The following is a 13,540-nucleotide window of genomic DNA, read 5'->3' on the forward strand; positions in this document are numbered from 1 at the left end:
TTCGGAGGGACGATGCGCGGGAGACCTTCGCATCGTCCCTCCTACCAGGGTCCCTGGTCGGGGCCCTCGGCCTGCCCTAGATTCGAACCATGTCGATCGACTGGTCGTTCCTGGTCCCCGGCCTGATCGTCGCGCTCTTCGCGGGCGCGGCGGTGGGAGGCTTCCTCGACCTGTCCCGCCGGGTCGAGGAGCGGCGCACACGCCGCCGCATGTTCGCGGAGGAGGCCCCGGTCGCGCTGTCCAGCGCGCACGACCTGCTCATCCCGCCGCTTCCGAAGGACCCCACGTCGCTGGTCCCGCCGGAGGAGATCACCCGCGGACTGCGCGAGCAGGTCGCGCGCCTCGAGCGCGGCACCACCCGCCAGCGCGAGGCCGTCCCCGCGATCGACATGCTGCTCGAGATCAGCCGCGCGCTCGAGGACATGACCGTCCGCGGGCGGGCGCTCGACATGCGCCTCGAGACCGTCATGGCGGACGCGCCGCAGACCCTCGAGCACAAGCTCGTCGTCAAGCTCGCCCGGCAGGCGATCCTCAAGGACCCGACGCCGGCGGACGTCATCCCGCGCATCGACAACCCCGAGGCCCAGGCGTCGATGACGAAGGACGATGCGGTGGTCTCGGAGATCGTCCGCTACCGCCGCGCGCAGCAGCTGCTGCACGACGCGCGCGACGCGTTCGTCGACCACTGGTGGACGGTGCGCGACCTGCGCCTCGCCGCCGCGACCCGGCTCGCGACGGCCCGCCACGAGGGCGGCGACTCGGGCAAGAGCGCCGCCCGTGCGATCGAGCGCGACCTCGAGGCCGCGATCGCCGCGGACTTCCGCCGCAACTGGGCCCGCATCGACCACGCGATCCCGCTCGCCGACCTCGCCGACGCCACCGCCGCCAACCTCGGCGCCGCGACCCCGGCGGACGGGACGGCGGCGCCGGAGGAGAAGGGCCCGGCCGCGCGCCCCGGGCGCATCCAGCTCTAGCCGTCGTCCCGCCGCCGGTGCCATGCTGACCAGGTGAGATGGTTCGGCGCGTCGCTCGTGTTCCTCGCGGAGCTGTCGCTGCTGTTCGCCCTCGCGTGGTGGCCGCTCGCGCGCTTCGACGGCGTGCTCAGCTGGGCGCTCGCCGTCGCGCTGCCGCTCGCGGTCGCGGCCTTCTGGGGCACGTTCCTCGCGCCCAAGGCGCGCCGGCCCATCGGGCGCGTGCCCACGCTGGTGGCCCGCACGCTCGTCCTGCTGGCGGCGCTGCCGCTGTACTGGGTGCTCGGGGCGCCGCTGCTGTTCGGGGTCCACGCGGCGGCGGTGGTCGTCGGCACGCTCCTCACCGGCGGGCGGCCCGCGCCCGAGTGATACCACGGTGATACCATCGAACGATGGCGATGACACTGCGGACGGATTCCGTGCTCGAGGAGGCGCTCGAGCTGCTCGTGCGTGAGGAGGGGCTCTCGCGACAGGAGATCGTGCGGCGCGCGGTCCTGGAACGCGCGGAGAAGGTGAGCCGCCGCAACCGCCTCGCGACCCTCACCGATGAGGCGCTCGACGAGTGGAGCGAGACGCTCGCACGTCTTGGCAGCGAGTAGCGCCACGTGACGGACTACATCGAGCTCGACGAGCTCCTCGAGATGGTCCGCGTGGCCGGTCTCGGACCCGTGCGCGATGTGGGCCTGCTCGAGTCCGCGCTCGCGCGGCCCGCCACGACGCTGATGGGCGCGGACGCGTACCCGACGCTCGACCTCAAGGCCGCCGCCCTTCTTCACTCGCTGGTGAACAACCACGCGCTCGCCGACGGCAACAAGCGGCTCGGTTGGCTTGCGACCGTGGTGTTCGTGGGATTCAACGGCTTCCGCGTGCGGATGTCGCAAGGGGAGGCGTTCGACCTCGTGTGGGCCGTCGCCGACGGCACGCTCGACGACGTCGGGAAGATCGCCCCCCGCCTGAGGCTCGAGTCCCGAGGGTGACCGCCCGACGGGTCTAGGCTCGCCCCATGGAGACGCAGGCGCCCACCGCATCGTTCACCGTCATCCCCAACCGTCGCCCCGCGACGGACGAGGAGCGCTGGCTCGCGATGGAGGACCCGGTCTTCGGCAAGGTCTTCACGGACCACATGGCGCGCGCCACCTGGCGCGACGGCGAGGGCTGGGCGGACCGCCGCATCGTGCCGCTGGCGCCCATCCCGATGCATCCCGCCGCCGCGGTGCTGCACTACGCGCAGCAGGCCTTCGAGGGGCTCAAGGCGTACCGGTGGGAGGACGGCTCGATCAAGCTGTTCCGTCCCGAGGCCAACGCCGCCCGCCTCGCGGCCAGCTGCCGCCGCATGGCGCTGCCCGAGCTCTCCGAGGAGGACTTCCTCGCCGCGGTCGAGGGCCTCGTCGAGGTCGACCAGAACTGGGTCCCCGGCACCGACGGCTCCAGCCTCTACCTCCGCCCGGTGGTCGTCGCCACCGAGGCGAGCCTGCTCGTCCAGCCGGCCGCCGAGGTCGACCTCATCGTCACCGCGTCGCCCGTGGGCGCGTACATGGGCGCCGCCGGCGAGGGCGTGTCGATCTGGGTCTCGCGCGGCTACCACCGCGCCAACGCGGGCGGCACCGGCGACACCAAGACGGCCGGCAACTACGCCGCGAGCATGCTCCCGCAGAAGGAGGCCAAGGACCACGGCTGCTCCCAGGTGCTCTTCCTCGACGCGAAGGAGGACACGTACGTCGAGGAGCTCGGCGGCATGAACCTCGTCGCGGTGCGCGCCGACGGCTCCGTGCTGACCCCGCGACTCACCGGCACGATCCTCCCGGGCGTCACCCGCGACTCGATCCTCACGCTGCTGCGCGACGAGGGCCGCGCCGTCGAGGAGCGCGACATCGCGCTGACCGAGCTGGTCGAGGGCATGGAGTCCGGCGACATCGTCGAGCTGTTCGCGTGCGGCACGGCGGCCGTCGTCACCGAGATCGCGCGCCTGGTCTCCGACGACCTCGACGTGTCCGTGCCCGAGCGTGGCGACGAGGACGGCCCGTCCGTCGCGGAGACGATGCGCGTCCGCCTCACCGACATCCAGTACGGCCGCGCGGAGGACCCGCACGGCTGGGTCCGCGAGGTGGTGCCCGCGCCCGAGGGCTGACGCCCACCGTCGGAGCCCGCGCGTACGCTTCTCGCATGCCCGGCCCGGTCCCGCCCTACACGCTCACGCGGAAGCGCATGAAGAACGTGCGCATGGTGGTGCGGCAGGGGACCGGCGAGGTGCGCGTGAGCGCGCCGCTCCGGATGGCGCAGCGCGACATCGACGCGTGGGTGCGCTCCAAGGCGGACTGGATCGCCGCGAAGCAGGTCGCGGCGCTCGACCATCCCGCGCCCCTCGCACCCGGCCCCGAGGCCGACGCCCTCCGGCGCGAGCTGCGGCCGCTGCTGCAGGCGATGCTCGACGAGTGGGTGCCGCGCATGGGCGTGCCGTACCCGACGTGGCGGACGCGGATCATGCACACGCGGTGGGGCAGTTGCAACAAGGCCAAGAGGTCGGTGACCTTCAGCGTCGAGCTCGCGCGCAAGGACTACCACCTGGTCGAGTACGTCGTGGTGCACGAGCTCGCGCACCTGATCGAGGGCAACCACGGGCCCGGCTTCTACGCCGTCATGGACCGCCACCTGCCGGGCTGGCGCGAGCATCGCGCGGAGCTCAACGGCCGCCAGGTCGACTAGGACGAGCCGACCGCGACCGTGTCGCCCATCGGCACCTCGAGCGCCAGCACGCGGGTGGGGTCGTCGGAGAACGGCACGAGTACGAGCCCCGTGGTCGCGGTGCCCTTCCTCAGCGCCTTCAGCACCGGGTGCGTGGGGCGTTCGGGCCCGAGCGTGCGCGAGCTGGAGTCGACCAGCGCGCCGCCGCCGAAGTAGTTCGCGGCCTGGACGTGCTGCGTGAAGACGCCGCTGTGGAGGTTGCTCATCGGCACGAGGCGGCGCCCATCGGCTGTCCACCCGCTCGGGGCGACGGCGACGGCGTCGAACAGCGTGAGGTCCGCGGTCGACGCGTCGCCCGCGGGGCGGGTCTCCACCAGCAGCATCGCGTTCGTCGCCCTCACCGCGTCGCGGGAGACGTTCGTGAGGTTCCACTGGACGTAGCCGTCCTGCTCCGAGGCGCCGGAGCCGTCGTCGCCGGCGGGAGTCGCCTCGAAGACGGGATGCTCGAGCCACACCGGGTCGCACTCGAGGGCCGCCCATTCGGCCGAGAAGTCGATGTCGAGGTAGGTGGCGCCCGACTGCAGCGCCTCCGGCAGCTCGCACACCGAGGCCGCCTGGCGCCCGGCCCGCGCCTCGTCGCGGCTCCGGGGCACGGCGCCCGCCAGGAGGTCCTCCGCGGGCACGCCGGCGACCGCGTCCTCCTCCCCCCACATGCGGTTGTCGGGGTCGAGCTCGACCTCGAGGATGAGCTCCTGGTCGCCCGCGTCCCGCTCGGGCACGATGCGGACCTGCAGCACCGCCGCAGGCGTCACCTCGCCCGAGGCGATCGCCCACAGCTCGTCCGAGTGGAGCGACGAGCCGGGCGGCTGCGTCGTGAGCTCCACGCCGCCCAGCACCGCGCTGAAGTCCGCGGTCAGCGCGCGCGGGTGCGAGGCGTTGCCCATCACCGCGAGGCGCCGGTCGTCGGACGTCCACATCGACTCGCCCACGTAGGCGCCGCGCGTGCGCAGCCCGGGTCCCGAGACCGTGTCGGGGTCGGTCGCCAGGGTCGCCGCCAGCGCGGCGTCGTCGATCACCAGCGGCGACTCCGACAGGTTGTCCGTGCCCTGGAGCAACCAGTCGAGCACCACCGTCGCGCCGTCGTCGTCGACGCGGGTGAGCAGCCGCGCGTAGGTGAAGTCCGGCGCGAGGATCAGCCCGTCGCCCACCCACACGGCCTCGCACTCGCGGGTCTCGGTGAGGGTCGACACGGTCGCGGCGGCGTCGTGCCAGGGGTTGTTGTCGGGGTCCATCTGGCACAGGAGGGCGGCCTGGCGGGGCGTCTCCGGCTCCTCGCCGCGGATCCTCGGCGCCGAGCCTGCGATGAGCGCCTCCGCGGACAGGTCTCCCGTCGCCATGGGGGTGAGGGGTCCGTCCTCCGTGACGACGGAGACGTCCGGCTGAGGGGTCGTCACCGCGGAGGAGGGGGCCGCGAGCGTCGACGGGTCGGAGGTCGACGAGATCGCCCACGCCGCGATGCCCAGCACCACGGCCGAGCCGCCCACGACGAGGCCCCGCCGCATCGTCCGTGCCCGCGCGAGCCGGGCAAGCGCCCGGCCCTCGATGCCCGTGATGACGTCCGCGTCGATCGAGCGCCCGCGGTCCTCCTCGCGGCCGAGCTCGGCGGCGAGCCGGGCGCTCATCGGCCGCCGTCCAGCGTCATCGAGAACGCCTCCTCGACGCCGCCCTCGACCGCATCCTCCACATCGATGCGGAGGTCGGGTCGCTCGTCCGCGAGCGTGCGCGCACCGGACGCCAGGTCCGCGCGCACCGCCTTGAGCGGCGCGTCGAGCGTGCGCGCGATCGCGGTCGCGGCCAGGCCGTCGGCGAAGCGCAGCACGACGGCGACCCGCTCCCGCCGGGGCAGCAGACGCAGCGCCTCGCGGATGTCGGGCTCGTCCATGGCGGTGGCGCGCGCGGCAAGCGCGGGCTCGTCGCCCTTGTCCCGCCGGAACGCACGATGCAGGGCGTCCCAGACGGCGCCCTCCGCGTCCTCGGCGGTCTCGGGGCGGTGACCCCGGCCGAGGCCGTCGGCGAGGGCGCGCTCGACGAGGGAGGTGGTCGCCGCATCGTCCCCTGTCAGCAGGAGGGCGCGGGCGTAGAGGTCCTGGCCGCGCTCGCGGAGCACCGCGTGCAGCATGCGCACCCGTGCGTTCACCCGACCTCCCTGCTAACGGAGCGAGTCTGGCACGCGTGCGCGTCGAGCGACAGGGGACACGGCGCGCTACGGGGACGGCGACGCGGTGAGGGCCGGCGTGATGAGCGGGTCGAGGGGCGTCTCGAGCAGCAGCACCCGCGACGGATCGTCGAGGAACGGCACCGCCGCGATCGCGGTCGCCCGGCCGCCGTCGGCGAGCGAGCCGACGATCTCGTCGACGTCGACGATGGTGTCGGACGACAGCATCCCCGGGAACAGCCGGTCGCGCCCGCCGATGGTCGCGCCCGCGAGCAGGGGGTAGTCGTAGAACACGTTGGTGAGCCACGCGGTGCGGCGGCCGTTCACGAGCCACGCGCTGCTCGGCGTCACCACCGCCGTGCCGAGCAGGGTGAGCCCGTCGCCGCGCGCCCGGAGGCCGTCCGGGTCGGGCTCGATCAGCACCTGCAGGCGCGACAGCTGGACGGTCTGGCCCGAGACGTTGGTGACGTCCCACACCAGCGTGTCGGCGGGGGTGCCGGCGCGCAGCTCGGAGGTGCCGGTGTCGGCGAGCACCAGCCCGTCGACCCAGCCCGGATCGCAGGCGACCTGTCGTGCCTGGTAGGGGATGTTGTAGTTCTCGAATGTCGAGGAGCGCATGCCCTTGGGCACGTCGCACAGCAGCGCCGCCTGCCTGCCGGCGCCGGCGGCCTCGCCCCGTTCGCGGGGTCGGAACGACGCCATGAGGTGGTCCGCGGCGATCGCGTGCGCGAACTCGTCGACGGTCATGGACGCCTCGGCGATGACGTCCGCGGTGAGCGGGTCGGCCTGGCGCGAGTGCGGGATGCCGACCTGCACCGTCAGCGTGCCCGCGGTCGCGCCGGCGGCGAGGTCCCACAGGGGGTCGGCCGCCGTGTCCGCGGCCGGCGCCTCGGCGGTGAAGGTCGCCCAGCCGCGCATCGCGGATCCGGGCTCGAGCCGTTCGAGCGACGAGCGGTCGAGGTTCAGAGCAAGGCGCTCGCGGTCGTCCGCCCACAGGGAGACGCCCCGGTAGGTCTCGTCGGCGACCGTGGTGGCCGCGGTCACGCGGTCCGGATCGGTGACGAGCCCGACCATGAGGTCGCCGCGGTCGAGCAGCAGCGGCCGGTAGCCGACGTTGCGCACCGTCCACCGGATGTCCACGCGCACGAGGTGGTCCGTCGCGTGGAGCGTCATGAGCGTCTCGTCGGGGTCGACGGCGAGCAGCGGCAGGTCGCCCACCCACAGGGCCCGGCACGGCGCGGCGCTGTCGGGGTCGGTGGTCTCGCGGCACGCGACCGCGGCCTGGCGGTCCGGGGCGCGGTCGGACAGCCGGATCCGGGATGCCGCACCGCCCAGCAGCTCCTCCGCGTAGATGACGCCGGTGCCCGGCTGCGAGGCCTGCACCGCGGGCGTGTCCGCGCCGGCGCCCGTCTGGTCGTCGCCCGGCTCGGACCCGCCCACGACCGCGACGGCGCCCGCGAGCGCGAGGAGCCCCGCGCTCGCGGCCGCGTAGCCCGCCAGGCGCAGGCGTCGCCGTCGGCGGATCCGCGCGGTCGCGCGTGCGGTGATCGCGGCGCACGCCTCGTCGCCCGGCCCGTCCTCGGGCTCGAGCGCGCGCAGTAGGGCCGCGCTCACGGCGCCTCCCCGACCGCGACCATGGTGCTGTCGAGCACGCCTCCCTCGAGCGCGTCCTCGAGCCGCAGCCCCAGGTGCGGCTGCGCCGCGAGCATGCGCGTCACCGCGGCGGCGAGGGCGTCGCGCACGGCCGCCTCATGAAGGTCCGCGCTCGCGGCGATCGCGGGCACCGCGAGCCCGTCGGAGTAGCGCATCACCAGCACGGCACGCGCGCGCGGCGTGAGCGTGGCGAGGGCCTCGCGGGTGGACGATGCGTCGGTCCCGTCGGTCGGCCGCAGCGCCGCGGGCGGGGCGAAGGGGTCGGGCGGCTCGCGGTCGGTTCCCGGCGTCTCCCGCCGGACGGCTGCGTGGCGGAGGGCGTCGCGGACGGCGAGCCGCGCATCGTCCCGCGTCTCGGGGAGGCGACCGCTGCCGAACGTGCGGGCGAGGGCGTCCTCGAGCAGGGTGCCCGCGCTGTCGGGGTCGCCGGTGAGGCGCTCGGCGTAGGCGAGCAGGTCGGGGCCGTACGCGCGCATCGTCGCGTCGAGCGTCCTCGCCCAGGTCCTCACGGCTCACACCCTTCGCTGCCTCCGATTCTCCCACCGGGGGCCGCGGGTGCCCAGGGGTCAGCCGGCCAGGGACCAGGGCAGCTCGAGCAGGAGCTCGCGGGTGCCGTCCTCGTCGTCCTCGCGGACCACCCTGACGAAGACCGCGCCGTGGGCGTCGAGGGCCTTGTCATCCCGCTCGAACGTCTTCTCGCCGGCGATCGGGTTGCCCGGATCCAGGCTGAGCGGGTCGCTCTCGGAGGACAGGAGGGCGTGGCGGGTCGAGTCCCCGTTCCACGGGGTCCACCCGACGCTCACGCCGTCCGAGTTCATGACGTAGCCCACGTCGCCCAGGTCGATGCTCACGCCCATCGACGCCTGGTCCAGGTCGAGCGTGCGGCCCGACACGTTGATGGCCTTCCACTGGATCACGCTCGTGAACTTGTCCTGCTGCGTGATCCCCACGTCCGTGAGCTCGAGCAGCTTGCCGCCCGGGATCCACACCGCCTCGCACGTCGGCGTGCTCCAACTCGCGATCCCGTCGCCGTCGTCGGGCTGGAAGCGGGGGTTGTCCGCCTCGCCCACGTGGCAGACGAGCGCCTCCTGCGCATCGGCCCGGGTCTCGCCATCGACGCGCGGCTCGAGGCCCTCGAAGGCCGCGGACACGGGGTCCATGCTTCCGGTGATGCTCGCGACGGCGCTCGCCTCGAGGAACAGCTCGCGCGTGCCCGCGTCGCCCGCGGGCGGGATGCGCACCTGCAGCGTCAGCGTCGGCTCGATGCTGCCGCCCGACATCCCCTCGAGGAGGCCGTCGGTGCCGAGCCCGGTGAACATCTGCGGGTCGAGGGTCGCGTCGCCGGCGAGCGTGTCGCCCGGCGCGAGCGTCGCGCTCGAGGTGTCGCCCTCCATCTGCACGACCCGGTTCTTCGCGTCGGACCACAGCGACGGCGCGATGAGCTGGCGGTCGCCCGCGGTGTAGCCCTCCCCGCTCATGACCCTGTCCGGATCGGAGGCGAGCGCGATGCTGAGCGTGCCCTCGTCGACCAGGATCGGGTCCCCGGATGCGTTCGCGAGCTCCCATGAGACGTGCACGGTGCCGTCGCCGTCGACGACGACCTCCGCGCGCGTGACCTCGACCAGCGGCTCGTCGGCGACCCACACCGCGGGGCACGAGTCCGCCCGGCTGAAGTCCGCACCCGCGTACGGGTTGTCCTTGACGGCCATGGTGCAGAGGATCCCCGCCTGGCCGGTGCGGCCGTCGTCGAGCGTGCGCATGGTCGTCCCCGCGCGGAGGTCGTCGGCGGTGATGCCGTCGAGCGTGTCCGGCACGGTGGTGATCGCCGGGGCGATCTCGCCGCGCTGGCCCTGCCACTCGAGGGCGGCCGCGACCCCGCCTGCCAGCACGAGGGCGGTGACGCCGAGCGTGCCCGCGGCGCGCATCGTCCGCGCGCGCCGGACCCGGCGCCGCGCCGGGGCGACCACCGCATCGTCCACGCCGCCGCGCCCGTCGTAGAGCGCGCCGCCGGTCTCGGCCTGCCGCGCGAGGGACTCCATCAGCTCGTTGCTCATCGCGCGCCTCCCTTCGAGGTGATCACCACGTGCTCGTCTCCGCCCTCCAGGGCGTCGGTCGGGTCCAGCCCGAAGTCGCCGTGCGTGCGGCGCAGCTTCTCGATCGCGGAGGTCAGGTAGCCGCGCACCGTGCCGGCGGAGATGCCCAGCTCCTCCGCGATCGCCGGCGAGGCGAGGCCGTCGAAGTACCGCATCACGATGCATGCACGCTCACGTGGGGGGAGCGAGAGGACCGCCTCGTGGAGGGCGTCGCGGGTGGCGCTCGCGGTGGTCGGGTCCTGGAGGACACGGTCGGCGTCGCGGCCGTCGCGCCGGGGCCGGACGCTCGCGCGGCGGTGGGTGTCGATGAACGCGGTCTGGATCGCGCGCTTCACGTAGGCGTGCGCGGCGGTGACGTCCTCGGGCCCGCGGCCGCGCTTGAACGCGCGGACCAGGGCGTCCTGGAGGAGGTCGTCGGCGTCGGCGGCGTCGCCCGTGAGGACGAACGCGTACCCGTAGAGGGCCCTGCCACGCTCACGCATCAGCGCGTCGAGCGTCTCCGACCACCTGCTCACGGTTCCTCCCCCTGCCTGCGGTGCATCCTGTCACCGCTCAAGACGTATGGACGGCAGGAACCGCAGGGTCGAGGCACCGGAATCCGCGCCGACCCTCCTGCGGGGAGCTGAGCGACGGTTTCCGAAGGTTCCCGACTCCTACGGGGAAGTGAGCGACGGTCAGCCGTTCCAGGGCACCTCGAGGACGAGCTCGCGCGACCCGTCCAGGTCGGAGCGGGAGGCGACGCGGACCTGCACGCTGGTGTGCGCGGCCGCGAAGTCGCCGGCCTCGTCGAGGTCGAGGGTCGCGGATCCGGCGAAGAGCTGCCACGGTTCCACGGTCTCCACGACGCTCGTGCTGCGCAGCAGTGCCTTCCGCATCGCGTCCGACGTCCACAGCGAGCCGGACGAGACGATGCTTCCCGCGCTGCTCATGGAGGTCCATGCAGAGCCGGACCCGTCGTCGGCATCCTCGATCGCCACCGACGCCCCTCCGGTGTCGATCCGGAGGCGCTTGCCGGAGGTGTTCTGCGCGATCCAGCGGACCGTGAGCGTCCCGGACGCCTCGTCGACGTCGAAGGTCGCCTCGGTCAGGGTGAGCAGCGGCGCGACCGCGTCGACCACCAGTGCCTCGCACCGAGGAGCGAAGGGGTCGAGGCCGCCGGACGAGGTGCGCGGGTTGTCCGCGTCATCGAGGACGCAGTCGAGCGCCGTCTGGGCGCTTCCGAGGTCGTAGTCCTCACTGTGCCGGGTGACGGCCCCCTCGCGCAGGTCCTCGGCGTACAGGGGCGAGCTCCGGATCGACTCGACGGCGGCGGCGTTCACCCAGTCCGACGACGTCACGCGCAGCCACAGCTCACGCTTCTCCGTCGGATCCGCGAAGGGGATGGGCACCAGCATCTCGAGGTTGACGGCGGTACCCGCCTCGATCGCGGGCCGGGCGTCGAGGTCGATGGTGCCCGCTCCCGCGGATGCATCGCCGGGCGCGAGGTCTACCGGGTCCGCCGGCAGCTCGGAGCCCAGCCCCGCGAGCGTCGCGAGGGGATCCTGCGCGTCGGACTCCGTGACGACGACGGGCGTCTCCCACGCCTTGTCGATGCGGATCCGCTGATCGCCGGCGTTGCGCACCGTCCACATGACGTACGCCACGTGGCCCGCGTCGACCTCAACCGAGGTCCCGGTCCGCACGATCTCGAGCAGCGGTTCCTGGCCGACCGTCACCTCGTCGCACTGGCGCGGTGCCGCCGGCGTGCACAGGTACGCCCGCTGACCGCCGTCGGCCCCCGCACCACCCACGGTGCCCAGGAGGTCCTCGGCGGTGACGACCCCCGGCAGCAGATCTCCGCTCGCGGAGGCGGAAACGCTCGGGCTCGGCGAGGTCGTCGCCGGGTCCACCGTCGGGCTCGCGCTGCCGAGGGCGACGGCGCCCAATGCCCCTGCGAGCACCACGACGGTCGCAACCGCGCCTGTACCCAGCCCGCGCACCGTCCGCCGCCGGCGTACGCGGCCGTGGACGGGCGACGCGAGCGAGCGGGCGTCGTACAGGTCGATGCCCGCGCGCGCTCGCCGCGCCAGGGCGTCCTCGAGATCGGCGCTCATCGCGCACCTCCCTTCGCGGTGATGACGACGTGGTGCGCGGCACCGCCGTCGGCGGCGTCCCTCGGATCGAGACCGAAGTCGCCGTGGGTGCGGCGCAGCGTCGCGATGCCGTCATGGAGATAGCGCCGCACGGATCCGGGCGCGAGACCGAGCTGCTCGGCGATCGCCACGGCGCTCAGCCCGTCGAGGTACCGCATCACCACGCAGGTGCGCTCGCGAGGGGGGAGCGACAGCACCGCGTCCATGAGCGCCTCGTGCAGGTCGGCCGCATCCGTGGGGTCGGGGCTGACGCGGTCCGCGACGCGGTCGTCACGCTGGGGCCGCGCCCTCGCGCGGCGGTGGCCGTCGATGGAGGACGTCTGGATCGCGCGCTTCACGTACGCGTGAGCGGCGTCGACGGTCTCCGGGGCCCGTCCGCGGGCGAACACGCGCACGAGGGCCTCCTGCACCAGGTCCTCCGCTGTGTGCGGATCACCCGTCAGCACGTACGCGTATGCGAACAACGCGCCACCGCGCTCCCGCAGCACGCGGTCGAGCGCAACCCCCCAGCCGCTCACGCTGCCTCCTCCATGTGGCCTGATCTGGCCACGAGAACGCATCCTTGCGCGGAAACGTTGGGGCGGTTCGTGCGCCGCGCCCACGCCGGCTCTACTGTCGCCTCATGACCCGCACCGGAGAGCTCGACCGCCCTGACGGTCGCACCGTCCGCTGGTACACGGACGGCCCCGACGATGCCGACCTCGTCCTCTTCTGGCACCACGGCACCCCGAACATCGGGCAGCCGCCCGGCCCGCTCATGAAGCCGGCCACCGACCGTGGCATCCGATGGGTGTCCATCGACCGGCCCGGGTACGGCGGTTCGACGCGGCGCGAGGGACGATGCGTGGCGGACGTGGTCGAGGACGTCGCCGCGGTCGCGGACGAGCTGGAGATCGAGCGCTTCGCGGTCGTCGGGCACTCGGGTGGTGGCCCCCACGCGCTCGCGTGTGCGGCTCTGCTCTCCTCGCGCGTGCGCGCGTGCCTCTCCATCGCGGGGCTCGCGCCCTTCGAGGCCGGGGGGCTGGACTGGTACGGCGGCATGGCGAAGGGCGGACGCCTCGAGCTCGAGGCCGCCGCGCTCGGACCCGCCGCGCTACGCGCGCAGCTCGCCGAGGAGTGGGATCCCGACAGCTTCACGCCCGAGGACAACGGCGCGCTCGCGGGGGAGTGGGGCTGGTTCACCGGGATCGTGAAGGCCGCGCTCGAGCTCGGGCCCGACGGCATGATCGACGACGACCTGGCCTACGTGCGCCCGTGGGGCTTCGCCCCGGAGGACGCCGGCGCGGTGCCGGTGCTGCTCGCCCATGGGGGTAAGGATCGCGTGGTCCCCTACACGCACGGGGAGTGGCTCGCCGGCGAGATCGGCGACGCGGAGCGGCGGTTCTTCCCGGACGACGGCCACATCTCCGTCCTGCTGCATGCCGAGACCCTTCTCGACTGGCTCGTCGAGGCCGCCTGAGAGCACTCGCGAGCGGGCGCCGGAGCCGTCCTGGCGGGCCGGGTCGCCCACGCCAGGGCTTCTACCTGGGGTAACCAAGTCATGGCCGTTCCGGTTGGACAAGGCTGAAACATGTGTGTAACTTATTCCGAGTCGCCAACGCGGGGCCCGAGAGGGAAAACGCCTGGTGACGAGGCTCCTGAAGAGCCGGATCCGACGGTCAGCGAACCGGACGAAACGGTGTAAGATGGAGAGCCGCTCGAGAGAACGAACTCCCCAAGATGCCGACAAGGCGATTTGGCGAGATCCTGACGATCGAGTAGCATGAACAGGTTGCCCCGAGCGAGGTCCTGAAT

Annotated in this window: 15 protein-coding genes; 7 read left to right on the forward strand and 8 right to left on the reverse strand. The window is 73.5% G+C overall.

Translation table 11 applies throughout. The annotated features are described in order from the left end of the window. The first annotated feature begins 89 nt into the window (after positions 1-89). Genes AOM02_RS06895 through AOM02_RS06920 form a run of 6 tightly spaced genes read left to right on the forward strand, consistent with a single transcriptional unit; the run spans position 90 to position 3,674 of the window. Positions 90-974, forward strand: a complete 885-nt coding sequence (locus AOM02_RS06895) for a hypothetical protein (RefSeq protein WP_062298099.1) — start codon at positions 90-92, stop codon at positions 972-974. 33 nt (positions 975-1,007) lie between these two features. After that, the gene (locus AOM02_RS06900) at positions 1,008-1,340 is read left to right on the forward strand and encodes a DUF2568 domain-containing protein (RefSeq protein WP_062298102.1); all 333 of its coding nucleotides are present in this window, start codon (positions 1,008-1,010) and stop codon (positions 1,338-1,340) included. A gap of 23 nt (positions 1,341-1,363) precedes the next feature. After that, positions 1,364-1,570 (forward strand): ribbon-helix-helix protein, CopG family, encoded by a 207-nt coding sequence (locus AOM02_RS06905; RefSeq protein WP_062298104.1) that lies wholly within the window; start codon positions 1,364-1,366, stop codon positions 1,568-1,570. 6 nt (positions 1,571-1,576) lie between these two features. After that, entirely contained in the window at positions 1,577-1,948 is a 372-nt protein-coding gene (locus AOM02_RS06910) for a type II toxin-antitoxin system death-on-curing family toxin (protein ID WP_228373794.1), read from the forward strand. Positions 1,949-1,974: 26 nt separating this feature from the next. Beyond that, on the forward strand, positions 1,975-3,099 hold the full coding sequence (locus AOM02_RS06915) for a branched-chain amino acid aminotransferase (RefSeq protein WP_062298106.1): 1,125 nt from the start codon (positions 1,975-1,977) through the stop codon (positions 3,097-3,099). Between the two features lie 35 nt (positions 3,100-3,134). Further along, complete coding sequence (locus AOM02_RS06920; protein ID WP_062298108.1) at positions 3,135-3,674, forward strand: M48 family metallopeptidase; 540 nt, start codon at positions 3,135-3,137, stop codon at positions 3,672-3,674. Here AOM02_RS06920 and AOM02_RS06925 read toward each other — a convergent pair. The 8 genes from AOM02_RS06925 to AOM02_RS06960 form a co-directional block, all read right to left on the reverse strand. Continuing rightward, entirely contained in the window at positions 3,671-5,335 is a 1,665-nt protein-coding gene (locus tag AOM02_RS06925) for a hypothetical protein (protein ID WP_062298110.1), read from the reverse strand. The two genes, AOM02_RS06920 and AOM02_RS06925, sit on opposite strands and share 4 nt — an antisense overlap. Continuing rightward, positions 5,332-5,850 carry a sigma factor-like helix-turn-helix DNA-binding protein gene (locus tag AOM02_RS06930; RefSeq protein WP_062298113.1) on the reverse strand — a complete coding sequence of 173 codons (519 nt, stop codon included), beginning with the start codon at positions 5,848-5,850 and terminating at the stop codon, positions 5,332-5,334. The genes AOM02_RS06925 and AOM02_RS06930 overlap by 4 nt, the downstream gene beginning before the upstream one ends. Before the next feature lie 66 nt (positions 5,851-5,916). Next, positions 5,917-7,482 carry a hypothetical protein gene (locus AOM02_RS06935; RefSeq protein ID WP_062298115.1) on the reverse strand — a complete coding sequence of 522 codons (1,566 nt, stop codon included), beginning with the start codon at positions 7,480-7,482 and terminating at the stop codon, positions 5,917-5,919. Next, a complete protein-coding gene (locus AOM02_RS06940) occupies positions 7,479-8,030 on the reverse strand; it encodes an RNA polymerase sigma factor (RefSeq protein WP_062298116.1) in 552 nt (183 codons plus the stop codon). Before AOM02_RS06940 ends, AOM02_RS06935 begins: the two co-directional genes overlap by 4 nt. A 57-nt stretch (positions 8,031-8,087) precedes the next feature. After that, positions 8,088-9,575, reverse strand: a complete 1,488-nt coding sequence (locus tag AOM02_RS06945) for a hypothetical protein (protein ID WP_062298118.1) — start codon at positions 9,573-9,575, stop codon at positions 8,088-8,090. Continuing rightward, positions 9,572-10,129 carry an RNA polymerase sigma factor gene (locus tag AOM02_RS06950; protein ID WP_062298119.1) on the reverse strand — a complete coding sequence of 186 codons (558 nt, stop codon included), beginning with the start codon at positions 10,127-10,129 and terminating at the stop codon, positions 9,572-9,574. Before AOM02_RS06950 ends, AOM02_RS06945 begins: the two co-directional genes overlap by 4 nt. A gap of 159 nt (positions 10,130-10,288) precedes the next feature. Next, positions 10,289-11,707, reverse strand: a complete 1,419-nt coding sequence (locus AOM02_RS06955; RefSeq protein ID WP_062298121.1) for a hypothetical protein — start codon at positions 11,705-11,707, stop codon at positions 10,289-10,291. Next, positions 11,704-12,264: an RNA polymerase sigma factor gene (locus tag AOM02_RS06960; RefSeq protein WP_062298123.1), complete on the reverse strand. Its 561-nt coding sequence runs from the start codon at positions 12,262-12,264 to the stop codon at positions 11,704-11,706. Before AOM02_RS06960 ends, AOM02_RS06955 begins: the two co-directional genes overlap by 4 nt. Positions 12,265-12,368: 104 nt before the next feature. Between AOM02_RS06960 and AOM02_RS06965 the strand changes: the two genes are divergently transcribed. Next, positions 12,369-13,205, forward strand: coding sequence for an alpha/beta fold hydrolase (locus AOM02_RS06965; RefSeq protein WP_062298125.1), 837 nt, complete (start codon positions 12,369-12,371; stop codon positions 13,203-13,205). Positions 13,206-13,540 lie beyond the last annotated feature (335 nt).

The organism is Demequina maris, from assembly GCF_000971155.1.
Taxonomy (GTDB): domain Bacteria; phylum Actinomycetota; class Actinomycetes; order Actinomycetales; family Demequinaceae; genus Demequina; species Demequina maris.

What these genes read in the sequence shown, in the direction of transcription:
- AOM02_RS06895 (WP_062298099.1), top strand. Translation starts at nt 90, where the DNA reads ATGTCGATCGACTGGTCGTTCCTGGTCCCCGGCCTGATCGTCGCGCTC.
- AOM02_RS06905 (WP_062298104.1), top strand. Translation starts at nt 1,364, where the DNA reads ATGGCGATGACACTGCGGACGGATTCCGTGCTCGAGGAGGCGCTCGAG.
- AOM02_RS06915 (WP_062298106.1), top strand. Translation starts at nt 1,975, where the DNA reads ATGGAGACGCAGGCGCCCACCGCATCGTTCACCGTCATCCCCAACCGT.
- AOM02_RS06920 (WP_062298108.1), top strand. Translation starts at nt 3,135, where the DNA reads ATGCCCGGCCCGGTCCCGCCCTACACGCTCACGCGGAAGCGCATGAAG.
- AOM02_RS06925 (WP_062298110.1), bottom strand. Translation starts at nt 5,335, where the DNA reads ATGAGCGCCCGGCTCGCCGCCGAGCTCGGCCGCGAGGAGGACCGCGGG.
- AOM02_RS06945 (WP_062298118.1), bottom strand. Translation starts at nt 9,575, where the DNA reads ATGAGCAACGAGCTGATGGAGTCCCTCGCGCGGCAGGCCGAGACCGGC.
- AOM02_RS06955 (WP_062298121.1), bottom strand. Translation starts at nt 11,707, where the DNA reads ATGAGCGCCGATCTCGAGGACGCCCTGGCGCGGCGAGCGCGCGCGGGC.
- AOM02_RS06965 (WP_062298125.1), top strand. Translation starts at nt 12,369, where the DNA reads ATGACCCGCACCGGAGAGCTCGACCGCCCTGACGGTCGCACCGTCCGC.